The 23,419-nt window shown below is 59.2% G+C and carries 18 protein-coding genes; 8 read left to right on the forward strand and 10 right to left on the reverse strand.

Translation table 11 applies throughout. The features are described 5' to 3' along the window. Positions 1–386: 386 nt before the first annotated feature. The 5 genes from Q7L05_RS05170 to Q7L05_RS05190 form a co-directional block, all read right to left on the reverse strand. Positions 387–1,967, reverse strand: a complete 1,581-nt coding sequence (locus tag Q7L05_RS05170) for a glutamate synthase-related protein (RefSeq protein ID WP_303902956.1) — start codon at positions 1,965–1,967, stop codon at positions 387–389. A gap of 124 nt (positions 1,968–2,091) precedes the next feature. Then, a complete protein-coding gene (locus tag Q7L05_RS05175; RefSeq protein WP_303902959.1) occupies positions 2,092–3,288 on the reverse strand; it encodes a sensor histidine kinase in 1,197 nt (398 codons plus the stop codon). A 28-nt stretch (positions 3,289–3,316) separates the two neighbouring features. Continuing rightward, on the reverse strand, positions 3,317–6,196 hold the full coding sequence (locus Q7L05_RS05180) for a chemotaxis protein CheB (RefSeq protein ID WP_303902962.1): 2,880 nt from the start codon (positions 6,194–6,196) through the stop codon (positions 3,317–3,319). 451 nt (positions 6,197–6,647) lie between these two features. Next, positions 6,648–6,851: a cold-shock protein gene (locus Q7L05_RS05185; protein ID WP_092996985.1), complete on the reverse strand. Its 204-nt coding sequence runs from the start codon at positions 6,849–6,851 to the stop codon at positions 6,648–6,650. Positions 6,852–7,093: 242 nt separating this feature from the next. Further along, entirely contained in the window at positions 7,094–7,618 is a 525-nt protein-coding gene (locus Q7L05_RS05190) for a DsrE family protein (RefSeq protein WP_303902967.1), read from the reverse strand. 240 nt (positions 7,619–7,858) lie between these two features. Between Q7L05_RS05190 and Q7L05_RS05195 the strand changes: the two genes are divergently transcribed. After that, a complete protein-coding gene (locus Q7L05_RS05195; protein ID WP_303902970.1) occupies positions 7,859–9,010 on the forward strand; it encodes a PQQ-dependent sugar dehydrogenase in 1,152 nt (383 codons plus the stop codon). 20 nt (positions 9,011–9,030) lie between these two features. On the opposite strand, the gene Q7L05_RS05200 is transcribed toward Q7L05_RS05195, so the two are convergent. Together Q7L05_RS05200 and Q7L05_RS05205 are read right to left on the reverse strand one after the other, a co-directional pair. Next, positions 9,031–9,246 carry a VF530 family protein gene (locus Q7L05_RS05200; RefSeq protein ID WP_303902973.1) on the reverse strand — a complete coding sequence of 72 codons (216 nt, stop codon included), beginning with the start codon at positions 9,244–9,246 and terminating at the stop codon, positions 9,031–9,033. Continuing rightward, positions 9,239–9,520 (reverse strand): RNA recognition motif domain-containing protein, encoded by a 282-nt coding sequence (locus Q7L05_RS05205; protein WP_303902975.1) that lies wholly within the window; start codon positions 9,518–9,520, stop codon positions 9,239–9,241. The genes Q7L05_RS05200 and Q7L05_RS05205 overlap by 8 nt, the downstream gene beginning before the upstream one ends. Positions 9,521–9,786: 266 nt before the next feature. On the opposite strand from Q7L05_RS05205, the gene Q7L05_RS05210 reads away from it, so the two are divergent. Together Q7L05_RS05210 and Q7L05_RS05215 are read left to right on the forward strand one after the other, a co-directional pair. Then, complete coding sequence (locus tag Q7L05_RS05210) at positions 9,787–10,143, forward strand: FCSD flavin-binding domain-containing protein (RefSeq protein ID WP_303902978.1); 357 nt, start codon at positions 9,787–9,789, stop codon at positions 10,141–10,143. A gap of 159 nt (positions 10,144–10,302) precedes the next feature. Beyond that, positions 10,303–10,605 carry a carboxymuconolactone decarboxylase family protein gene (locus tag Q7L05_RS05215; protein ID WP_303902982.1) on the forward strand — a complete coding sequence of 101 codons (303 nt, stop codon included), beginning with the start codon at positions 10,303–10,305 and terminating at the stop codon, positions 10,603–10,605. 184 nt (positions 10,606–10,789) lie between these two features. Here Q7L05_RS05215 and Q7L05_RS05220 read toward each other — a convergent pair whose 3' ends face one another. Continuing rightward, a complete protein-coding gene (locus tag Q7L05_RS05220) occupies positions 10,790–11,152 on the reverse strand; it encodes a hypothetical protein (RefSeq protein WP_303902983.1) in 363 nt (120 codons plus the stop codon). A gap of 266 nt (positions 11,153–11,418) precedes the next feature. On the opposite strand from Q7L05_RS05220, the gene Q7L05_RS05225 reads away from it, so the two are divergent. Together Q7L05_RS05225 and Q7L05_RS05230 are read left to right on the forward strand one after the other, a co-directional pair. Then, a complete protein-coding gene (locus Q7L05_RS05225; protein ID WP_303902986.1) occupies positions 11,419–12,744 on the forward strand; it encodes a DUF2235 domain-containing protein in 1,326 nt (441 codons plus the stop codon). Between the two features lie 157 nt (positions 12,745–12,901). Next, positions 12,902–13,921 carry an AIR synthase family protein gene (locus tag Q7L05_RS05230; protein WP_303902989.1) on the forward strand — a complete coding sequence of 340 codons (1,020 nt, stop codon included), beginning with the start codon at positions 12,902–12,904 and terminating at the stop codon, positions 13,919–13,921. Between the two features lie 100 nt (positions 13,922–14,021). Here the strand turns inward: Q7L05_RS05230 and Q7L05_RS05235 are convergent, their stop codons facing one another. Both Q7L05_RS05235 and Q7L05_RS05240 read right to left on the reverse strand, forming a co-directional pair. Beyond that, a complete protein-coding gene (locus tag Q7L05_RS05235; RefSeq protein ID WP_303902992.1) occupies positions 14,022–14,411 on the reverse strand; it encodes a hypothetical protein in 390 nt (129 codons plus the stop codon). Positions 14,412–14,942: 531 nt separating this feature from the next. Beyond that, positions 14,943–17,657 carry a cation-transporting P-type ATPase gene (locus Q7L05_RS05240; RefSeq protein WP_303902995.1) on the reverse strand — a complete coding sequence of 905 codons (2,715 nt, stop codon included), beginning with the start codon at positions 17,655–17,657 and terminating at the stop codon, positions 14,943–14,945. 259 nt (positions 17,658–17,916) lie between these two features. Between Q7L05_RS05240 and Q7L05_RS05245 the strand changes: the two genes are divergently transcribed. The 3 genes from Q7L05_RS05245 to Q7L05_RS05255 all read left to right on the forward strand — a co-directional run bounded on the left by Q7L05_RS05245 (position 17,917) and on the right by Q7L05_RS05255 (position 23,256). Next, the gene (locus Q7L05_RS05245; RefSeq protein WP_303902998.1) at positions 17,917–18,972 is read left to right on the forward strand and encodes an AI-2E family transporter; all 1,056 of its coding nucleotides are present in this window, start codon (positions 17,917–17,919) and stop codon (positions 18,970–18,972) included. A 179-nt stretch (positions 18,973–19,151) separates the two neighbouring features. Further along, a complete protein-coding gene (locus Q7L05_RS05250) occupies positions 19,152–19,733 on the forward strand; it encodes a PhnA domain-containing protein (RefSeq protein WP_303903001.1) in 582 nt (193 codons plus the stop codon). A 283-nt stretch (positions 19,734–20,016) separates the two neighbouring features. Next, positions 20,017–23,256, forward strand: a complete 3,240-nt coding sequence (locus Q7L05_RS05255; RefSeq protein ID WP_303903005.1) for a hypothetical protein — start codon at positions 20,017–20,019, stop codon at positions 23,254–23,256. Positions 23,257–23,419 lie beyond the last annotated feature (163 nt).

Genomic DNA, 23,419 nt, shown 5'->3' on the forward strand with positions numbered 1-23,419 from the left:
TCGCTGGGGCTCCTCGCAATGACGGCTGAACGTTCGTCACCGATTCGGGGCCGCATGCGGCGGGTACGGCTCGCAATGACGGCTGAAGGTTCGTCATTGATTCGGGCCTGCGCAGCAGGGGGTACGGCTCGCAATGACGGCTGAACGTTCATCACCGATTCGGGGCCGCGTGCGGCGAGTACGGCTCGCAATGACAGCTAAATGTTCCCCAGTCGATTCGGTGTGCGGAGAGGGCTCGCAACCAAAAAGCCGCGCTTATCGTGAAATTAGCTGGTCAAACGAGGCTGTCCACCACCGGAAGGAAAGGCAGAGCATTGACCGGCATCCGTTCCGAATCGTTGCCGCACAATAGAGGATCCGGCAGGCGCACACCAAGCGCTACGGGGTCATTCGGCCGTTGCGAGGATCGCGCGCGCGTCGGCACTGAGCGGGATCAAATCGCTGCTGCTGACCTGGCCGATTCGGTGATACCCCATTGCTTGCAGATACATTCCGAGAATCGCCTGTGTGCCCTGGAAGAAATTCGCCACCCGCCGGGCGCCGGTATCCAAGTCAATCCGTCCGCGCAGCACGGGGTCCTGAGTAGCGAGGCCCGTGGGGCAGTGTCCACTATCGCATGCGCGGTAGTACTCACACCCCAAGGCAAACAGGGCGGCGGTGGCCAGCGCGCAGGCATCAGCCCCCAAGGCCTTCGCCTTGATGATGTCAGCCGGTGTGCGGATACCTCCGGTGGCGATGAGGGATACGCCTTTTCCCGGATGGCTGCGATTGTGCACATCGACCATTCGCCGCGCGAGCGGTAATGCCTGCACCAGAGGCATGCCGAACTGATCGCGGACCGCCACCGGTGCCGCCCCGGTTCCGCCGCCGAAACCGTCGAGCGTGATGAAGTCGGGCGATAGCGAGAGCGCCGCGGACATATCGGCTTCGATGTCGCCGGCGACCAGCTTGATACCAATCGGCTTATCGGGGAAAAGCGAGCGGAGGTGGTCCACGCGTGCCTCGAAGGCGGCCAGGTCGGGCAGGTCGGGGAAGCGGCCCGGAGAGTGCGCAGGCTGCCCGGGCTGGATCCCGCGAACCCTGGCGATCTCATCGGAGACCTTGTTGGCCGGGAGTTCGCCACCCAGGCCCGGCTTGGCGGACTGGCCCAATTTGAATTCGAACCCGTCCGCCAGAGCGCAATTTTCTTCGTTCCAGCCGAAGTATCCGCTCGCCATCTCCAGCAGGTAGAGCCCGGCAGCTTCGCGCTCCGCGGGCAGCATGCCGCCCTCCCCCGAGCCGATCAGCGTACCGGCACGCCGTGCACCTGTCGCCAGCGCGATCTTGGCTTCCCGGGAGAGGGCTCCGAAGGACATGTGCGAGACGAAGGCGGGCAGCGCGATTTCGAGCGGTTTGTCCGCTCCCGCGCCGATGACTACCGTAGTATCGATCGGCTCGTCCGATAGCCGCGGCAGATGGTGGAGCTGTGCGGGGCGAAGATGGAAATGGTCGAAACCGGGGAATGGTGAAAGATCGGTGGCCTCTGAACCCATGGCCTCAACGGCCGGGCCCTTGCCCTTTGCCAGCTTGCGGATTTCCGCCTTGCCGCGGGTATCGTCCGACCAGCGGCGCCAGCGCGCCTGATAACCTTCGAAGGTGGAAGCAGGCAGCGGTGGCACAGCTTCCGCATCCACCAGCACACGCCCCTCTTCGAGGCGGACGGGGAAAACCGAAATCCGGTCGCCGGGGTTATAGGGCGAGATCCCGGTCTCGAGATCGAAGTTCCAGCCGTGCAACGGACAGACCGCATCGCCGTCTTGCACCGAACCTTGCGACAACTGCCCCTCCCGGTGCGGACAGCGGTCATCCAGGGCGTGGACGGTGTGGCCCTGGAGGAACAGTGCCAGAGGTCTGCCGTTGACCCAAACCTCATGTCCCTTATGCTCCTCGAGTTCGTCGAGATCACACACCCGTTGCCAGTTCGCCATGAAAATAAACACCCTTACAAAGTAGACAACCGTTCCGCGCAATCTAACAGCTTCCGGCAGCGAGCGTCGAATCAGCACTGCGCTATCGGTTCACTGGCTCAAAATGGCATTCAGCATCCGCTTCCTACTGCCTGGGCCAGGTGAAACGAAAGGTGGTGCCGCGTTGCGCAGGGCTGGACTCTACACTGATGCTGCCGCCGCGGCTGGCGACCAGCTTGCGTACCAGGCCGAGCCCCATACCGCTACTAATGCCATTTCCCTGATCGAAAGAACGAAACATGTCGAAGATCCCCTCCTGCTGCGCAGGGGGGATCCCCGGACCGTCGTCGGTGATAGTGAATTCAAAGAAATCACCCTGTTCCTGCGCGTCGATTCGAATCCGGCCGTTGTCCCTGTCGTGGTGCTGAATGGCATTGCCGATGAGGTTAACCAGCGTCTGACGCAAGGGGAGGCGCTCGGTCTCCAGGGTGGGCACGGCTTCGCCGATTTCGATTCGAAACCCGCTGGCGGCAGCGCCCACTTCGGAAGAGATCTCGCGTATCAGTGCAGCAACGTCAATCAGCTCGGTTCCGGCCTCCGGATTATCAGCTTTGGAGAAAGCCAGTACGCGGTTGATCAGGTCATCCGCCTGCCGGGCACGATCGCGCAGCATACGCAGATACCTCCGCGCTTCGGGATCCAGGTTTTTGCCGTAGTCCTCTTCCACCACCATGGCCAGATTGGACATGGCACGTAGCGGCGCTTTCAAATCGTGGGAGAGCATATGGGAGAAACTGCGCAGCTCGTTATTGACGTGAGCCAATTGCCGCGCCCGATGCTGCAGCGCAGCTCGACTGTGAGCCAAGGCATTTTCCGTACGTTTGCGATCGGAGATGTCGAGCAGCATCGTGCGACACCTTTCCTGGGAACGGCTACTGTGTTCCGGTACGCTTTCCAGCAACGCATCGAAATCGCTGTAATCCTTCCTTCGCAGGCGCAATTCCGTAGCCCCAAAGTGGCCGGAATCCAATACCTGACGAAGATGACGAAAGAAGACCGATGAGTCTCCCGGGGCGACATGAGGCGCCAACGGCTGTCCAATCAGGTGTTCACGATCGACACCGAGCATGGCGGCGGCGGTGAGGTTGATCTCCAAAACCTGCCCGAGCCGGTCCAGGGTGAGATAGCCGACCGGGGCATAATCGTAGAGGTCCGCGTAACGCTCGCGGGTCTCCTCCAGAACCTGCTGAACTTCGCGTAGCTCACGATTCTGCGCCTCCAGCAGCTCCCATTGTGAGAGACTCCCGTTGCTTTCGCCCTGATTTTCCTGATTGCGTTTCATGGTTCCATAGGCCGGGGGTGCGTCCCGACTATTCCGGATCAAGGCCGACGACCGGTTCGGCGGTAATCACGGCGGCGGGAGTGTCGCTGTCACTCCGTAGCGGCGAAAGGGTCAAGTCCACGGTGTGGCGGTCCCCGTGACGAGTGAGATGACAAAGACGGAGCTGCTGATCCTCCGATTCGAGCCCGGCGCGTGCGAGGGCGTCGCGCAGTGCTCTCTGAGCATCGTTTACGAATAATTCGAAGATGCTCATGTCCATCGCCTCCCGTTCGGTATACCCATAGAGCCGCTCGGCGGCACGGTTCCAGCTGACGATGCGCCCATCCAACTCGACGACTGCGATGGCATCACTGGTCTCGTGCACCATGCCCGCGCGGCGGCAGGCAGTGGTCACGTCCTTGAGATGAGTAATGTCGACATAAGCCAGTACGGCCCCGTCGATGCGGTTGTCCTGTGTCTTGTATGGCCGTATTTTGATGTAATAGAGCCGTCCACTGTCGTCTTCGGCCTCGCGGGTGGCCGGGGTAAGGGTGTCCATTACCCGATGCGCCAGCTTCTCCAGGTCGGGCACCGCCACTTTGGCCCGGATGTCGCTGATTGGCCGGCCGATATCGCTGGGAATAAGATTGAGCACATCCTCGGCCATGGGCGTGAAGTAACGGATGCGCAGGTCGCTGGTGAGCATCACTACCGGAATACTGACGCAGGTCAACAGGTTCTGCAGATCAGCATTGAGCTGGCCCAGCTCACGGTTGCGCGCCTCCAGCTCCTGATTCACAGTGGCTAGCTCTTCATTGGTGGATTGCAGCTCCTCACGACTGGTTTCCACCTCCTCGTTGTTGCTCTGCAATTCCTCATTGCTGGAGAGAACCTCCTCATTGGCGATGCGCAATTGCTCATTGACCTGCTCCTGGTCATCGATGATCGATTGCAGGTATTCGCGAGTCTCAGCCAGTTCGTGCTCCAGCTCGGCCACTCGGGCACCGACAGCGCCGCTCTGAGTGACTGGCCGATGTTGCATCAGCACAGGCTCGAACACCACCAGGTAATAGGCCGGAACCCCCGCGGGCGCCTCCAGCGGCCGCACGGCCAGATTGACCCATTCGCCGCCACCCTCGTTGTGGAGCGAGATATGCTCCTTGCGGGCGGCCTGGCCGGTCTTGATCGCCTGATTGAGCAAGCTGCGCAGGGGAATAACCAGATCCCCCTTTACCAATTTCAATAGATTCAGACTGGCAGCGCCGGGGGCGGGTTGCAGGTAATGGCCGGCACGACGGCCGCGAAAGTGACAGACTTGTCCGGTCTCGGTGACGACCACCGCCGGCGGTGCGAAGTAGTCGAGCAAGCAACGGTCCGCCGCCTGTTCCGGACTCCAAGAGGTGCGTGCCGCAGGTGCGGGAGCGGTCTGTGGTCTTTCCAGAGCCGCCGTATTGCCGAGCGCGCGGCTGTCGTAATGGACCCGGGTCGTCACCGCCTTCTTGCGATAGATCTTATTCCGGGTGTCAACGGCCGAGAACAGATCCGCCGCGCGTCCGGTGCTTTCCGAATGGCCCAGGAGCAGGAAGCGGTCGTGGTTCAGTGCGTAATGGACCACTTGCAGTGCGCGCTTCTGCCAAGCCGGCTGAAGATAGATCAGGAGATTGCGGCAGCAAACCAGATCAATGTGTGAAAAGGGCGGATCGCGCAACAGATTATGCACAGCGAAGACACACAGGTTGCGCAGCGGCTTTATCACCTCATAGCCTTCCGGGCTATGGACAAAGAAACGCTGCAACTGGCTTCTGGAGAGCTTCTCCACCGCCTGTTCGGAATAGACGGCACGCCGGGCCTGCTCGATAACCCCGGCGTCCAGGTCGCTGGCGAAGATCTGGATGGAAACCCGGTCGGCTTGATCGCCGAGGAATTCCAGCAGACTGATCAGCACCGAATAGACCTCCTCGCCACTGGAGCAGGCGGGAACCCAGATACGTACCGGGGCGTTTACCGGTCGTCCCTGAATCAGGGCCGGGAAGACCTTTTCCTGCAACGCCTTGAAGCTCTCCGGCTCGCGGAAAAACTCGGTCACATTAATGAGAATGTCCCGGAACAGGGCATCCACCTCCGCCGGTTCCCGTTTGAGGAGAGCAACATAATCCGGCAACCGATCACAATGCTTCGACACCATATGTCGCCGGACCCGACGCCAGATGGTGGCTTCCTTGTAGCCGGAAAGGTCGTGACCGGTACGGCGCCGAAGGAGCTCGAAGAGATCATCCAGCTCCTCGCCTTCAATCTCCTTGAAACTCGGCTCCTTGAGCGTTCGCAGGTACGGGTGACGAGCGAGGCGGGCCAGCTCGGTGGCGATCTCGGCCGGGGGTAATACCCCATCGACTCCCACGCTTGCGGCGTTCTGCGGCATGCCCGGCTGGGTGGCGGACTGGGCATCCTGAGCAAAGGTAAGACCGCCGGCATTGCGGATGGCCTGGAGGCCGACGGCACCGTCGTGACCGGCTCCCGAAAGGATAACACCGATGGCGACACTGCCCCGATCCCGGGCCAGGGAACGGAAGAATCGATCGATGCGATCCGGCGAGATTTGCTGCTCTTCCGGCTGCACATGAAGTCGGCCCTTTGAGAGACTCACGTTGCAACCGGGCGGGACTGTATAGATATGATTGGGTTCGATCTCGAGGCCGTCAGTTGCCTCCTGCACCGGCATGTCGGAGTGGTCCTGCAGCAACTCCGAAAGAATACTCCGGTGCCCCGGAGCCAGGTGCTGAACCAGCACGAATGCCATACCGGTATCGTCAGGCAGGGCCCCCAACAGTTCGCCGTAAGCGCCCAAACCGCCGGCGGACGCACCGATCCCGACTACCGGGATGTCAGCGCTGCTTTCGTCGGAGCCCACGTCTTCAGTTTCTCTATTCATCTCCCCGCGTCATCCGAGCCAGTGCCAAATCACCACCCTCCGCAGGCGACCGCATATTTTGAAGCGAACGGTGCAAGCCCTTGATATCGGGTCGACAGCCCTACGACGGCATGGACGGGAGGTAGAGCAACGCATGGAGCAGCTGCCGAGGGATGCGGCCGTCGAACGTACAGGGACTCATTCACAAACACCCCGATATCAAGGACTTATATCGCTCGCCAGCATGGAAGGTTAGTATGCGCTACCCTGGAAGGCGAGCGGGCGAGATTTGATCACGACCGTATGAGAATAAAAACCCCATACAGAATAAGTTTAATACGAAACTCCGTCCACAAAAAAACGGGCCGAGCCCCGGATCCTCCACAATCGGAGGGCGGGGCATCGGCCCGTCCTTATTGGCGAGCTCGAACGCGCCTTCTGGCGCGTTTCGGCTCAGCCGGTCAGCAACGCTTTACTGAGGGGTAACGTTGCTGGCCTGGGGACCCTTGGGACCATTTTCCAGGGTGAAGCTTACGGGCTGACCTTCGGCGAGGGTTTTAAAGCCGGAGCCCTGGATTGCACTGAAGTGAACGAAAACGTCTGCGCCGCCATCATCCTGAGAGATGAAGCCAAAGCCTTTGGATTCGTTAAACCACTTCACGGTACCTGTAGACATAATAATCTTTACCTTTGAAAATCAAATATATAGAGGGTTGTGCGTACAGGTAATGAAGAGGCGATTCGAGGAGTATCTCTGAGGCACTGCTGAAATTACCAATAACAATATCTGTAGCAAGCCAAACTATAGGCTGATTTCCGAGGGAATGCCAGAACTATTTTCAGGCTGCACTCACTCACCCCCTGTCCGGCCGCAAATCATAACCGGGGCCGCACCTCCATGTGCCTGATTTATGTTCCCTATTCGACCTTTATGTAGGCGAATTCTTCCGATTGTAGCTCAGCGATCCGCACGACCCCGGAAGGGACCGCTTCGACCGGCTCATAGAGCTGATCTTCAGCGACTCCGGCCTGGCGGCGGGTAATGCTGCATAACTCCAGCTTCACTCCCCGGTCGCTCAAGGAGAGCAGTCGGCCCCTGATGCTCTCCCGACGCTCCGCCAGTTCGGCATCCTCGGCGAAGGGGGTGTCGGCCAGCTTGTCGTCGGTGAGAAAGCGGATACCGTGGGCGACGAACACAATGCGCAGGTCATAATCGACCAGTTCGTTCTGGTAGTGGTTCACCATGTTGTTGATGCTGGTCAGCATGGCGCTGAAACGGCGCGGGTCGGCAAAGTCGGCGTGGTAAACGACCTTGACCACATCATCGGAGAAATCCGCAGCATTCGTCCGCCCGGAAACCCAGCTCGTTGCGAGCACAAGGAGCGACACAGCCGCCAATAACCCGCCGCGTCCGAGAGCCGTGCCGGTCGGGATCACTTTCATAACGCCTCCTGTAGATGACCGATCATCGATGCACTACTATTTCGTGCCGGGCGCCCTTGCTCGCACGAAGACTGAAAAAATGACGGTATCAGGATGCGGCCCGGGACTCTAACAAGATAGCCGAAACGACCGGCAAGGACATCCCCTCTTCCGGCCCGATACGGTCGGTTGGCTCGCCGGCCAGCCGGAAAGCGCCAACTCGGCTAACATGAGAATCATGCAAGGAATTCAGGAGTGACCATGGAAGTCGGAAAGCCCGTTCTGGTTGTTTTTGCCGTTCTCTTTTTGGCCGTGGGGTGCCTAGGTGGCGGCGGGGCCGCTGTTGATAACGACGGGAATACAGGCTCCACTGACGGCGCGCACTCGGTCACGATGACAGTGGTAGCCGATGGGCTGGAGAATCCCTGGGCACTCGCCTTTCTGACCGGCGGCGATATTCTGGTGACGGAGCGCCCGGGCCGGTTGCGGCTCATTCAAGACGGCAATCTGGTCGAGGAGCCGGTCACCGGGCTGCCGGAGGTGTGGGTTGGCGGGCAGGGGGGACTCCTCGATATCGAGCCGCATCCCGACTTCGCGAATAACCGGCTCATTTATTTCTCCTATAGCGCAGGAACAGCTTCGGAACAGACCACCCGGGTGGCTCGGGCCCGGTACGAAAACGGTGGTCTGTCGGAGTTACTGATGGTCTTCGAGGCGGAACCCTACCGGGACAGCAGCAAACACTTCGGTTCGCGCCTCGCTTTCGATAGCCACAATTTCCTTTATATCAGCCTGGGAGAAAGAGGTGAGCGTGACCAGGCCCAGGACCGGCTCGACCACGTCGGCTCGATCATCCGCATCCATGACGATGGACGGGTACCGACCGACAACCCCTTCCTCTCTGCACCGGACGCCCGCTCCGAACTGTTCAGTATCGGCCACCGTAATCCCCAGGGGCTCGCCCGGAACCCGTTCAGTGGCGATATTTGGAGCCATGAGCACGGACCGCAAGGTGGTGACGAAGTCAATCTCATCCGTGCCGGTCTCAACTACGGCTGGCCCGAGATCACCCATGGCACGAATTACGACGGCACCCCCATTGGTCCGACCCAACAGGAAGGAATGGAACAGCCGCTTTACTACTGGGTTCCAACCTCGATCGCACCATCGGGCATGACGTTCTACACCGGGAATCGATTCTCCGCCTGGCAAGGGGATCTCTTCCTCGGAGCACTCGCCGGACGTGCACTGGTACGCCTGCAAGTAGCGGGGAACGAAATCACCGGGGAAGAGCGGCTACTGGAGAGCGAACAGATGCGAATACGGGATGTGGCCGAGGGACCGAACGGCTATCTATGGATTGTGACCGACCATAATCCGGGACAGCTGATACGCCTGGAACCGTCGGAGTAGCAGCCCGGTTCATCCCGGCTTTACCGAGTACGGAGATAGAGCTTTTCGACCTTTTCCCTGGCCCAGGGTGTACGGCGCAGAAATTTCAGACTGGAGGCGATACTTGGGTCGTTGGTGAAGCATTTAATCTTTATGCGTCGACCCAACTCTTCCCACCCGTACTCCTCCACAAGTCGGGTAAGCATCATCTCAAGCGTCACACCGTGCAACGGGTCGCGGTTACTCCCCTCACTCATCGCCGCCACCACCGCCCGCGCCGTCCATTTCCGGTTTAATCTCAACCTTTTTTACCCGAATCGGGTGACCGGCCAGCATGGTGCCGTTGAGGTTCTTCATCGCGGCCTTGGCCTCACCGGACCTGGGCATCTCCACGAAACCAAAGCCTTTCGAGCTATTGGTCTCTTTGTCCATGACCAGTGAACAGGACTGCACACTTCCGTAGGCCTCGAACAGCTCCCTGAGCTCTTTCTCTGTGGTGGTTCGGGCGAGGTTGCGAATCAAGAGTTTCATGTACCAAATTCTCCGATTGGGAAAGCGGGGCGAGCCGTGAGACCCGGCTGGCATTTAGCCATCAGCAGCCGTTTAGCTTAACCGAACCGGCCCGCAAATACCGGCTAGCGCATTACCGCCATCCATGGCGGCATGCTTCGCTCTAACTCCTCCATCCATGGAGTCGTGCGGCCAAGCCTGATTGGCCTCGTGACGGTCGCTATTCTCGGACAAGTTCCTAGCAGGCTCACTACTGGTGTCCGATCAACAAAAAGACCTTCGAGTCGTTGATCCGCCCCAATATCCACGTGTTGGGCAACGCCTCCGTCTCTGCCGGCATGCCCAAATCCGGCTATAGCGCCAATGTGCAGGCCAAGGTCTGCGCAAGGACCATATCGGACATGCTCAACAATCGGGACCCGGGTGATCCTTCCTACATGAACACCTGCTACAGCATCGTTCGCAAGGATTACGGGATATCGGTCTCCGTGGTTTACTCCTTTGATGAAACCAACAACCAAATCGTCAAGGTGAAGGGCGCTGGCGGGCTCACCCCCTCCGACGCCAGCGATGAAGCCCTGGCCCGGGAATCCAGGTACGCCCACGGCTGGTTCCACAACATCACCAATGATATGTACAGCTGATTCCAACCTGCCAAAACCGAAAAGAAACGGGGCCTGCAGGCCCCGTTTCTTTTCCCGCATCCGACCCCCCCCGCACGACGGCGAAGCGGCAAATGCACGGGACTGAACTACTATCGGGAAAAGAGATAGCGTTGATTGCAGCCATGGAGGGTCTCCACCATGCACAAGACACTGGACGATTTCAAAAACCACTTTCCGGATGCTTGGGCAGCCTACGAAAATCTACGGAACACCTGTGATCACGACGGGCCACTCGATAAGAAGACGGTCGAATTGATCAAGGTGGGGATTGCCGCAGCACAAGAACATGAGGGCAGTCTGGTGTCCCATGTATCACAGGCGCAAAAAGCAGGCGCAAGTCCCGAGGAGATCTATCACGCGGTGCTGCAAGCGACCGGGATTGCCGGCTTTACCGTCACCCTGCACGGGATGCGTACCGCAAAGACCTACATCGAACAGTGAACCAGCTGGCGGCGAGCGGGTTCGGGTTGCCGGGAACATCGACCCGCTGGCGACCATCGTCTCGGAAGCGCTGCAGTTGACTGCAGCCCCCGAGGTGCCGTTCACATGAAGCGGCCCTCCGGTTCCGTTCGAAGGAGGTCTCCTGTTCCAGAACGGCGCGGCTGAGCACCGACCCCTCCTCCCTCTATTCGGCCGGTTCGATGGTCGACTCTTCAACGAGTGTGGGATAGAAGTAGCCCATACCGAAATCGATATCGAGCTTAACCGTACCGGTGGCGCGCACCCGATCGCCGACGTCTGCGGTCTGTTGGCTGGTAAAGATCAACGGATCGGCATCACCCGACTCGTCCACATCCTGAATATGGACGAAGTTGCGGTTCATGATGCCATTATTCGCCTTGACCACCTCCCCTATGACAGAGATCTGCTCGCCGCCCAAGTCCGCGCGGTTGGCATGTACATCGGCTACCGACAGGGTTTCGGCCGGCGCGGCCGAAGAGAAGAAGAGTGCTGCAAAAGCAAGCGCAGAACACGGCATCGATTTCATAGGCATATCCTCGTTGGTGAACCCCCGTTCTACCACACCGACGCAGTGAGAAAAACTTGCCGCTGAAGATTAGACGATGTCTGGAACGGCAGGGCCGGGTGATACCGCCGGAGTTTCGGCCATGAGGTGACCTTGAGCGAGGTTACAGGGTGGTACCAGGGAACTTACCGCTCTGGACGAAAGCCTGGTGCAACAAGGAACCAGAACGAAGATGAGTCAAATAGATTGACTATTCTGAACGAAGAAGGAATCTGGGAGGGACCGCAATGGCTAAACGCATCGTAATCTGTTGTGACGGGACCTGGAATGACGAAGAAGACAACACCAATGTTTTCCGAGTCAACGAATTAATCCCCGAGAGCGTAACCGATGGAACGGAACAGGTGGTGCGTTACGACAGAGGAGTGGGAACGGGCTTCGGAGAGCTCATGCGGGGAGGAATTGGTGGTTACGGGCTTTCGGCCAAGATCCTGGAAGCCTATGAATTCCTGGTTCGGAACTACGAAGAGGGTGATGAAGTCTTTCTCTTAGGATTCAGCCGCGGTGCATTCACCGTTCGCAGCCTATGCGGCTTTCTGGGTGCGGTAGACGTACTCGCGCCGAGTGAGATTGGCCTTATTGACGAGGCCTATGAGTTCTATCGCCACAAGGCCTACGATCGCAGCCGTTCGACTTTCGCATCGAAACTGCGCGACATCCCCCGGCGCCGGTTCTGCGCCAAATTCCTTGGAGTCTACGACACGGTGGGTTCGCTCGGCATTCCGATTCCCACCTTCGCCCGCATCCTGCCGGACCGGCTGGTAGACTTTCATGACACGAATTTGGGCGACAATGTCGAGAACGCCTGCCATGCCATGGCCATTGATGAACGCCGAGGTCCATTCAAGGCAACCTACTGGACGGATGCCCCCGGGTGGGCCCGGCACGCCGACGATTCAGTTGTGCGTCAGACCGTCTGTCAGGTGTGGTTCCCTGGAGTGCACGCTGACGTTGGCGGCGGATACAAAACGCGGGATCTTTCAGACATAGCCTTACGCTGGCTTTTGCGACAGGCTGAGGGAAATGGACTGAAAGTCGACTGGGATGCGTTCGACTCGAGTGCTCGCCCCAATCCTCTCGGAAAACTACACGATTCGATGACCGGGCTCTGGAAGATGATTCACCACCTCTCATGGTCAGTCGATCCCTACGTGCGTCCCATTGGACCAACTCAGCGCCAGCAGCGTGGTGAGCCGTGGTCGGTGGTCACCGAACGGATTCACGAGTCCGTCTTTGAACGGTTGCAGGCCCTTGGAGAAGCGTACGCGCCCCCGAACCTCGTGCTGAACGGCAAAATCCGAACGGATCTCCGTTCGGTGGACCGCTTCATCGAACGCAAATATCCACGGTGTGAAGCCCATGAGGAAGCCCAAATCGGTGAGGCCCGCTGCACAGTTATTGATTGGTCGAACGCTGGAGTGCGCTTGTCTGTAGACGCCCGAATGAAGGTCGGAGCTTCTGTGCTGATCGAGACCCAGCAAGGAAATCATCCCGGCTGGATAGTATGGAGCCGTGGCAATCAGGCTGGTGTGGCGTTCGAGGAGGCGGCGTGATGACAGCCACTGGTCCGGCATGGAGTCCTGGCTTCGTTGCAGGCAGCCAGCGCTACGGCGGAGCCTCTGAGATAGCGGGGACCAAATAAGGGAAGGAGAGTCAATGTTCTGCTTCCCCGGTTGACGGTGCGGCATTCGACCAGCCATCTTCAGTGCTATGCCCTTCTCGATTGGAAAACTGCGCCACGAAGTCCTCGCCGAGCTACTGGAAAAGATCCCGCTCGACGATCCCGCGATTGTGGTCGGGCCGGGGATCGGCATGGACTGTGCCGTTTTACGCTTCGGCAACCGGCTTCTGGTTGCGAAGTCCGATCCGGTTACCTTCGTGAGCGATGAACTCGGCCATTACCTGGTTTCAGTCAATGCCAACGACATCGCGACTACCGGCGCCCGTCCCCGCTGGCTTCTCGTCACTCTTCTGCTGCCCGAGCAGAAGACGGACCATGCCCTTGCCAGTGGTCTCATGGATCAGATAAACCGCTCCTGCCGGGAACTCGGCATTGCCCTGGTAGGCGGGCATACGGAGATTACCTGGGGGCTCAACCGACCCATTGCCGTTGGCGCAATGCTGGGGGAGGTTGACGAGGGGCAGCTGATTACGCCCCGCGGGGCTCGCCCCGGCGATCGGATTCTGCTGACCAAGGGCGTCCCTATTGAGGGTACGGCGATTATAGGTCGGGAGTTGGCAGCGGAGCTGACAGCAAGGCTCGATAGCAAAGCCGCCGCCGCTGCCAGGGCCTTCCTGCATGATCCCGGAATCAGCGTAGTGGCAGACGCCCGAATTGCCACCGCTGCCGGACGGGTCACGGCCATGCACGATCCCACCGAAGGGGGTCTTGTCATCGCTCTGTGGGAACTTGCCGTGGCCAGCGGCCGCCACCTTGCCGTCGATCCGACAGCGGTTCCGGTTCCGGAATTATCGCGGCAAATCTGCAGCAGCATGAATATCGACCCGCTGGCGACCATCGCCTCGGGAGCACTGCTGGTAACCACGCCCCCCGACGATGCCACCCGCATAAAAGCGGCCCTCCTGTCGGAGAAGATCATCTGCGCAGACATCGGTGAAGTGGGCGAAGGACCGGCCGGCCTGGAGCGGCTCACCAAAAATGGCCCTGAATCCTGGCCGTTGCCGGAGCGCGACGAATTGACCCGCCTGTTTGAAAATCGGGATGGCTAGGAGCCTGCTAGCGGTTACCCGGACGGGCGCTCCACCCGCCGGAATGTTCGGCACTGCCAAGCCGCTGCTACCTGCTTTGACGCCTCAACCGGTGTCGGGGCTACAACTCCGAAGTGCACACCTGCACATCTTTTAAAGTGGAAGCAACCTCCACACAACGCTTAAGGTTCCTATAGTCCGTCACCGTGCTCTCATAAACACCCACAAGTTCGTTATATCGGTTGGTCAACTCGTTCTGTTTGTCGAGTAGACCTTCATATTCATTGGCCAAATCATCCAATTCTGATTTGCAGACGAATCCTTCCTGGCTGCACTCAAAACGATCGAAGCAAACGGCATTGTCACCGACAATCTTGTCGCCATAACCAAGACAGACCATCTTCTGGCTGTCAGGGCACGACAATCCGGCTCCGTATGCAGATGCGCTGAACGAGATCATAAAACCGATGAACGACACTAATCGTTTCGATGCGCAAACAGATTGAATCATTTTCCTGGTACCTGGTTGGATTTATTGACTTTATCCGGGCCTCCAAAAAACCGGCAAAGTGTTTTCATTTTCGTGTAACTGCTCACTCCCCCGTCATTCCCGCGGAGGCGGGAATCCAGAGAGCGGCGGCATGGCTCAAAATGGATCCCCGCCTGCGCGAGGATGATGAATCTCCTATGCCGCGCATGATCAACCGGGGCGAGCAGTTACGTTTTCTTTTCCTAACCAGGACAATGTGCAATTCGTTGCGAACTATCCGTGACAGCATCGACGAAAAACCAAAGCGGTTAATGTGGCATATATGAAGTGCTACTGAGCGCAGCATCCGAGTGTGATTCGAATCACGCATTCACAACGAGAGAGAAAATATCGGGACAAAAAAGACGACCAGTGCACGATACCCCGCATCTGCAATGTTCAACACAAATCGCCTCCTCATAGGCCGGCCCGCCACTAAAGGCGGTCCCCAACCCCTCTCCTTGGAACCGTGGAACAAAACATACAGCGCACTTCGATGCACCATTTTCCAATCTACAGAACCTGGCGTTCGCGATGTCGGAAAAAGGTTTTCTCAATCTCCACCAGGATGAGCAGCACCACTCCGAAGGCCAGGATGCGGCCCCACTCGGCCCAGCCGAGCGCAGCGGTACCGAACAGAAACTGAAACGGCGGGGCATAGGTGAACAAGCCCTGCAGAATCACCAGCACACCCACGGCTATGAGTACTGCGCGGCTGCCCAGGATTCCGGCGCGGTTGAGCACGGGCTCCAGGATGTAGCGGCTATTGAAGAGATAGAAAACCTCTCCCATGACCAGGGTATTGATGGCCACCGTCCGAGCAATGTCCGCATCCGCTCCCCGCCACTCCATCCACAAGAAGTGGCCGAAGGTGCCCACCACCAGCAGCGCCGAGACAAATGCCACCCGCCAGATCAGGAAACCCGCAGCAGCTATCCTCCCGGGCGGACGCGGCGGGCGCTGCATCACTCCGGGCTCCGTGGGCTCGAAGGCCAACGCCAGCCCCAGCGTTACGGCAGTGACCATATTCACCCACAGCACCTGGGCGGGGGTGAGAGGCAGGGTGAGGCCGAGCAGAATGGCGGCCATAATGGTTAAGCCCTCGCCGCCATTGGTGGGCAGCAGGAATAATATGGCCTTGCGCAGGTTGTCGTATACCGTGCGGCCTTCCTCCACCGCGTGGGCGATGGAGGCGAAGTTGTCGTCGGCCAGCACCATCTCGGCGGCCTCTTTGGAAGCCTCGGTGCCCTTGATGCCCATGGCCATGCCCACATCGGCACGTTTCAGCGCCGGGGCATCATTGACGCCGTCACCGGTCATGGCCACCACATGCCCGTTGGCCTGGATGGCCTTGACCAGCCGCAACTTGTGTTCCGGAGTGGCGCGGGCGAACACGTCCAGATTGCGTACGATTTTCTCCATCTCTTCGTCGGAGATCGATTCCAGCTCATGACCGGCCATCACGCCACCCTCGGTGCGGATGCCGAGATCATTGGCGATGGCCCGGGCGGTGACCGCGTGATCACCGGTAATCATCTTCACCACGATGCCCGCCTGCTGGCACTGCCTGACTGCCTCGATAGCCTCGGTACGGGGCGGATCGATGATGCCGCAGAGCGCCACCATGGTGAGTCCGCCGCCCTCCACGTCGGTGAACTCCAGCGTAGTCTTTCCCGGGTCGACGTCCTTGGACGCCAACGCCAGGAGCCGTTGGCCGCGTGCGGCGATTTCGTCCATCCACCTTTCCCAGCGCCGGGGGTCGATCTGCCGGTCACCATCCGGTGTTCGTTCCGTGCCGCACAACGCCAGCACCCGCTCCGGTGCCCCCTTGAAGTACAGGATGCTCTGATTACCCTCGTAGTGGTGGTGGTGGAGTGTGGCCATGAACTTATAGGAAGAGTCGAAAGGGATCACATCGTCACGCGGATAGCGCTCGTTGATTTCCGTGTGGTTCAGGCCGCCCTTGAGGGCCGCCGTGACCAGTGCACCCTCCGTGGGGTCGCCTTCCATTACCCACTCGCCGTCCCGCTGATAAAGCTCGGAGTCGTTGCACAGCAGGATCCCGCGCAGGGCCTCCCAGAGCACCGGGTGGTCGGCGGGGTCCACGTCCTGACCATTGCGGCTGAAGCCACCGCGGGGCTCGTAACCTACCCCGCCGAGCTCGAATGTATCCTCGGCGGTGACCAGTAATTTCACGGTCATCTCGTTGCGGGTCAGGGTGCCCGTCTTGTCGGAGCAGATGGTCGTGACCGATCCGAGAGTCTCCACGGCCGGCAGGCGGCGGATGATGGCGTTGCGCCCCGCCATACGCTGGACGCCGATGGCCAGCGTGATGGTCATGATTGCGGGCAGGCCCTCCGGGATGGCGGCCACCGCCAGGCTGACAGCCGCCAGAAAGGTCTCCACGACGTCGTAGTCGCGCACCCAGAAGCCGAAGGCGAAGGTAAAGGCAGCTAGCGCGATGATGACCACCGACAGCCAGCGCCCGAACACGGCGATGTCGTGCAGCAGCGGCGTGGTGAGCGTTTCCACCTCGCCCAGCATGGTAGAGATGCGCCCGATCTGGGTGTCGGCCCCGGTCGCGACCACCACACCGCGGCCCTGACCGAAGGCCACCAGTGTGCCGGAGAAGGCCATGCTGAATCGGTCGCCCAGGTCCGCATCTTCGCCCACCGGATCGGTCTGCTTGTCCACGGCCACCGACTCTCCGGTGAGTATCGCCTCGTCGATGCGCAGGTTATGGATGCGGATCAAGCGCAAATCGCCCGGCACCTTGTCGCCCGCCTGCAGGAAAACGATGTCGCCCGGCACCAGCTCCTCGGCCGGAATGGTGCGACGCTGTCCATCACGCAGCACCTGCGCCTTGGGAGAGAGCATGTCGCGTATGGCATCCAGGGCGCTTTCCGCCTTGCCCTCCTGGATGAAGCCGATAATGGCGTTGATGAGCACCACACCCAGGATCACGCCGGTATCCACCCAGTGCTGAAGGTACGCGGTGCCGATGGCGGCAACAATGAGGATGTAGATGAGTACGTTGTGGAACTGAAGCAGAAAACGCTTGAACGGTCCAGTCCGCTCCGGAGGCGGGAGGCGGTTGGGGCCGAAGCGCTCCAAACGCTCCTTCACCTGATCTGCGCCGAGTCCATTCGTCGAGACATCGAGGATGCCCAGGACATCGTCCGCCGCCAGACTGTACCACTGCGTATCCGGATGTTGCATGTCGGTCATCAAGGGTGTCCTATAAGGATCGTTTTGAGCTCGACGACGACAATTCGCCAAGTAAAATCACAGTATACGTCCCCGGTCGGAGACAGGCGGGCCCGGTGTTTTCCTTCGGACTCCATCGGTCGCGGAAAACCCGGGAGGCTGTCCACCAAACCATGGTAGGCCTACACTTTAGGCTTGAATAACGGAACTTTCGTTCACAGAGCCAGAGCGTCGTCTCGCGGCAGACAGACGAACGAACGGGAACCAACTCGGAGTCGATATGGATTCTTCCGCGAGGGAGCGGCTGCTCGCTACCGCTCTTTGGACACTCATCGCCTTTGCAGTTGGTTACCTTCTGGTGGCAGCGCAGGCGCTTATCATCCCTTTCATTGTCGCCATTTTCGTCTGGTACCTGCTGAATGCGCTCGCAATCTCATTCGGCTCTATCAGCGTGGCCGGGGTCCAGGCGCCTCGCTGGCTGCAGTTCGTGCTTGCCGGCTTGGCTCTTCTCGTCGCCACCAACCTGGTGATTGGCATCATCGCCGCCAGCGTCGGTGAATTGATCGACGCTGCACCGATCTATCAGGAGAATTTGCGAAGCCTTATCGAAAGACTGCAGCAACGGTTCGGATGGGCCGGTCAGCCGGGAGCTTCGCAGTTGTTGGGCGAGTTTGATCTGGGCAGGCTGATCCGCAGGATCGCTGCCGGATTCGGCAGCCTGATCGGCAATCTCGGTTTGATCGCGGTCTACCTTCTCTTTCTCTTCCTCGAGCAGCGCTACTTCGGAGCGAAGCTGGCTGCAGTGCTGCGCACCGAGGAGCGCCAGCACCGCGCACGCCGCCTTCTCCTTGAACTCGACCGCGACGTGCGCACCTACCTGGGAGTCAAGACCCTGGTAAGCGCTCTGACAAGCCTCGCCTCGTGGGCACTCATGCACTGGGTGGGTTTGGATTTCGCCGCCTTCTGGGCACTGCTGATCTTTGTGCTCAACTTCATCCCCAACGTCGGGTCCCTGGTCGCCACGGCCCTGCCCACCCTATTGGCGCTGCTCCAGTTTGCCTCCCTAGCGCCCTTTCTGATCCTGCTGTTCGGCATCGGCAGTATCCAGATGCTGGTTGGTAACGTGCTCGAGCCGCAAATCATGGGCAGATCGCTGAACATGAGCCCTTTGGTAATCATCCTTTCGCTGGTTATGTGGGGCTTCATGTGGGGAATCGCCGGAATGTTCCTGGCCCTGCCGATCACCATGATCGCCATGATGATCTTTTACAACTTCGAGAACACCCGCTGGATTGCCCTGCTGATGTCGCGAGACGGACAACTGCGCAAAGGCTGACAATGTTACGGCGGGAGGACCGGGGCCTACGATGCGGAGAGGACCGATACCTGCACCATTGGGTATTTGCGTGCCTTTGGTGATCACAGTCCGCCCCTGCTGTTACCGGTGCATGGTAGAATTCTCGGCCTTCCTGTCTTTTTTCCTTGCACAAGGCCCAATCCCGGAGCAACAAATCGATGAATACTGAACAGGCGCTGCAAGAACGCAGCGAGTCCAAATGCGAGCTGTGCGGTTCGACCGATGCTCTCGGCCATTATGACGTGCCGCCCGACTCAGATGGCAGTGCCGATCAGTCGGTGCTCGTCTGCAACGCCTGTCGTGAACAGATCGAGGATCCGACGAAAGTCGAAGTGAACCACTGGCGCTGCCTGAATGAGAGCATGTGGAGTCAAGTGCCGGCGGTGCAGGTGATGGCGTGGCGGATGCTCACCCGCCTTGCTGCGGAGGGTTGGCCGCAAGAGCTGCTGGATATGCTCTATCTGGACGACGAAACGCTGGCTTGGGCGAAGGCGAACGGTGACGGAGAGAACACTGAAGAGGGGGTCGTGCACCGCGACAGTAACGGCGCGAAGCTCGCAGCCGGCGATACGGTCACCATCATCAAGGACCTCGACGTGAAGGGGACCAGCCTTACCGCCAAGCGGGGCACCGCAGTGCGTAGAATCTCACTGGTGCCGCACAAACCGGAACAGATCGAGGGGCGGGTCGAAGGGCAGCAAATTGTCATCCTTACCAAATTCGTAAAAAAGGCAAACTGAGGCCCGGCAAACAGATGGTGAGCCACCAGGGACTGGTTTCTCCCGGAGGAATTGGGAGATGCAATCAACAATAGGAATGAGATTGCCTTCCGGCTAAGACACTGCAGAGAACCAGCGACCAATGAATGAATGCCCTGGAGTTCGGAGGGAAAACAGGACGGATGGCCGCCGGGTAGGATCTGCGATGAGCAACGGAAATCTGCGCCGATCCGGGAGCGCCTAGCTCCCTGACTATAATTGCGGCAAATACGGTAATATTCCATTTACATTTAGGAATGGAATTGTGCAAAAGGAAGGGCGGACGCTCCCGATCTCGATGGCCGTCGTGTTCCTGAGCCTGGTGGGCTTCGCCGTGGTTCAGGAATACCCGTTCGCATCCAAGCGGCCACAAGAAGGGCAACAGCCCGCGGAACCCACCCTCGAGATTGTCGAAGTCTCGGCCCGCCTCTGGCAGGACCCGTTCGCCGCAGTTGCCCGGCATCTGCAAAAGGAAGCATCGCCTCAAGGCATGGATAAAGCGCGTCACCCGGAAAGCGGAGAGCCCTCCGCAGTGCAGACCTTTGGTATGGATTCTCCTTCCAATCCCCAAACAGAACATCATTCTGTCACGCGCCTTCACGAGGAGATACACACTCACCTGAAACAGGCCGAATCACTGACCGTTCTCTGCGGAATGCTGTTCGGCGCACCTTACGCCGAAGAGGCGGAGCTGCGCCGGTGGTGGCGCTATGCGATTGTATCGGCACTGGGTAAATCGGGTTACGTTCCCGAGAGCGGTGATAGCATCAAGTTCTTCCGTCCCCCTCAAGAACCATCCGCACCGCCTTTGCCGCCGGCGCCCTATGAATGGTTTGTGCCCACCCGGAGTACGACCGGAGAAGACCCGGTACTTCTGCTTTGGCTCAACGACGATGCCATATCCGCGGATCGCCGCCCACTACGCCGCCTGACGAGACTCCTGTCCGGGGTTGTGGATACGACGACAAACCGGCAGTTCGACATCAGGGTTATCGGCCCGGCCGGCACCACCACGCTGTCGCACATGGCTCGTGAGGTCCTCAGATTGGCCCACCCACCCATCGAACCTGAGGGAGACAAAGGGCGACCAAAGCGGCACTTGGCCATCTCCACGCAGAGCGCTGCTGCCGACGACCGGAGCTCACCGGGCGATGGCGTATCGGACGGCAGCTCCATCACACAATACAAGGACGCGTTGAAAGGACTGGGAGGATTGACATTCCTCACGGCTACGGCAACAGCTGACGACTGCCTGATTCTTAATCGGGCGCTCGGTTGCGGTCAGTCGATCAACGATGTATTCGGCAAATTCGGAGAAGATGACGCGGGAAACCCCCTGCTACGGTTCACACGCACCATCCCCACCGACACTGACTTGGCGCGCAAGCTCGCACGCGAACTCGAGCTTCGAGGCGCCCTCCGGGTTTCGAAGCCTTCAAACATTGTGCTGATATCGGAGTGGGACACGCACTACGGCCGCGCTCTGCCCGACGTCATGGAGCGGCAGTTCAAGGCGCGGGCACGGTATGTCAGGATTGATCGTTTCAACTATCTGAGAGGACTGGACGGCCAGTTACCCGGCAATGACATCAGCGATGACAAAAACCCGTCCGAGAACGCCGAGGATGACGAAGGGTTTGAGCAGGAGCGCGCCGCCGGGGTCTCCCGCTATGATTACTTGCGCCGACTGGTCGCCGCCATCCAGCGCCTGAATGATCTCGCACCGAGTGACAATCGGGTACGGGCGATCGGGATCCTCGGCAGCGATCTCTATGATAAACAGCTTATCCTGCAGGCCCTCAGTCCCGTATTCACGGATGTCCAATTCTTCACGACTGATCTCGATGCGCGACTACTGCACGCGGCGGATTTCTCCTGGAACAGGAACCTGCTTGTCGCCTCCGGATATGGGCTCGAGCTGGCCCGCGAATACCAAGGCGGCGCTCCGCCATTTCGCAGCGGCTACCAAACCGCCGTTTATCTATCGGGCCTTCTGGCGTTTGGCGGCGGGATAGAACCTCCCTCCGTCTGTCCCTCTCCCCGAATCTTTGAAGTCGGCAGAAGCGGAGCGTTCGATCTCAGCGCTTCCCCCGCCCCGAAGCCTTGTCCCGCCGGAGCTTCAATTGGGGCAGCCGCCTCCGTGCACCCGAATCCGCCCGACTTCTTTCCCTCGACCGAAAAATGGCTGGAAGCACTCTTTTTCCTCATCGCCGGGGTCTATTTTGTTTACTACACCTCATCTTCCGTGAAAGACACGCTCCACGCGATGACGGAAAACCGGTCTCCCTGGAAAGTGGGGCTGTTATGGATAACAGGCGTTACGATTGCCACTTACCTGGTTGTCCATTTTGTGGGTGGGGCACTCGAAAACGAGCCATTTTCGCTTACCGACGGCGTCAGCGTGTGGCCCAGCATTTTGCTGCTGCTAACGGCAATTGCGCTTTCCATAACACTCATCTACTTTGCCGTGCAAAACCTTTGGCTTTCCTCACAAAGGCTTGACGCGCGGCTTTCTTTTGGCGCAACCGGCAACAAGAGCCCGAGCCGGCATTCACTATGGTCTTACATCCAATGGATTATTGATGCGCTGCGACAGATTTTTCAAAGGAGGCGCACACCTCGGGAACCTCACGCCACCGGCGACACGGGTGCGGGACAGGCAAGCGACAGCTTGGCGTCATTCGACAGGGCATTCATCTATCCTTGGCGAAGAAACAGGGACAGCGATAATCCATGCGGGGAAAACATCTGGGCAGAATATACCTTCCGCGGCCGCCCTGGTTTACGCTTCTTTCGAATTTCGATCCCGTTTCTGGCCTATTCGGCCGTCGTCTTCCGGATTCTCTCCACCAGCGACTACCAGATACCTGTCCGCGGTGCCCTGGCCTCCGTCTACGCGGAATCAATAAGCCTTGCTGCCTTTTTACTCATGAGCCTTCTGACGTTTCTAGTGGTCGACGCCGCCCGTCTGTGTCGCCGTTTCACCCAACTCCTGTGCCGACCCCGGGTCACCTGGAGCACCGATTCCAAGGAGAAATTCAAGGACACGGCGGGAGAAACCATACCGCATGACGAATGGGTATCGCTTATCATTGTCTCCGAGCGCGCGAACAGAGTCGCCCGCCTCATCGTCTATCCCTTCTTTGTCCTTCTGCTCCTCATCGTTTCGAGGCTCTCCTATTTCGATAATTGGGACACGCCGCTCGGGATCATCCTCATCTACCTGACACTCGCCACATACGCCTTCGTGAGCGTGTTCATTTTGCACCGTGCGACAGAGCAAGCGCGTCGATCGGCTATCGATTCTCTCGAGGACAAAATGATAACGGCCTATCACAACAACCAACAGGCCGATGAGTACCGCATCGTTATCGATCGAATAAAAGGGCTACGTGAGGGCGCATTCCGGCCACTGGCCGAACAGCCCGTGATCCAGGCCCTGCTCCTCCCCTTCGGCGGCGGCGCCGGTCTGATCCTTCTTGACTATTTGGATTGGCTTCGCTGATCGTTCCGGTGAGACGCTTGCCGTTACTTCATGCTCCACACACCGCGTTCCTGATTGGACGGCCAGGAGACCGAAAGTGGTTGGCGGCAATAACCACCTGCTGCGGGAAGCGACGATGGTCTATCGGGATATGATGCCTGGATAGTAAACGAAATCGTCCGTC

The organism is Thiohalomonas denitrificans (assembly GCF_016841685.1).
In the GTDB taxonomy this organism is placed as follows: domain Bacteria; phylum Pseudomonadota; class Gammaproteobacteria; order Thiohalomonadales; family Thiohalomonadaceae; genus Thiohalomonas; species Thiohalomonas denitrificans_A.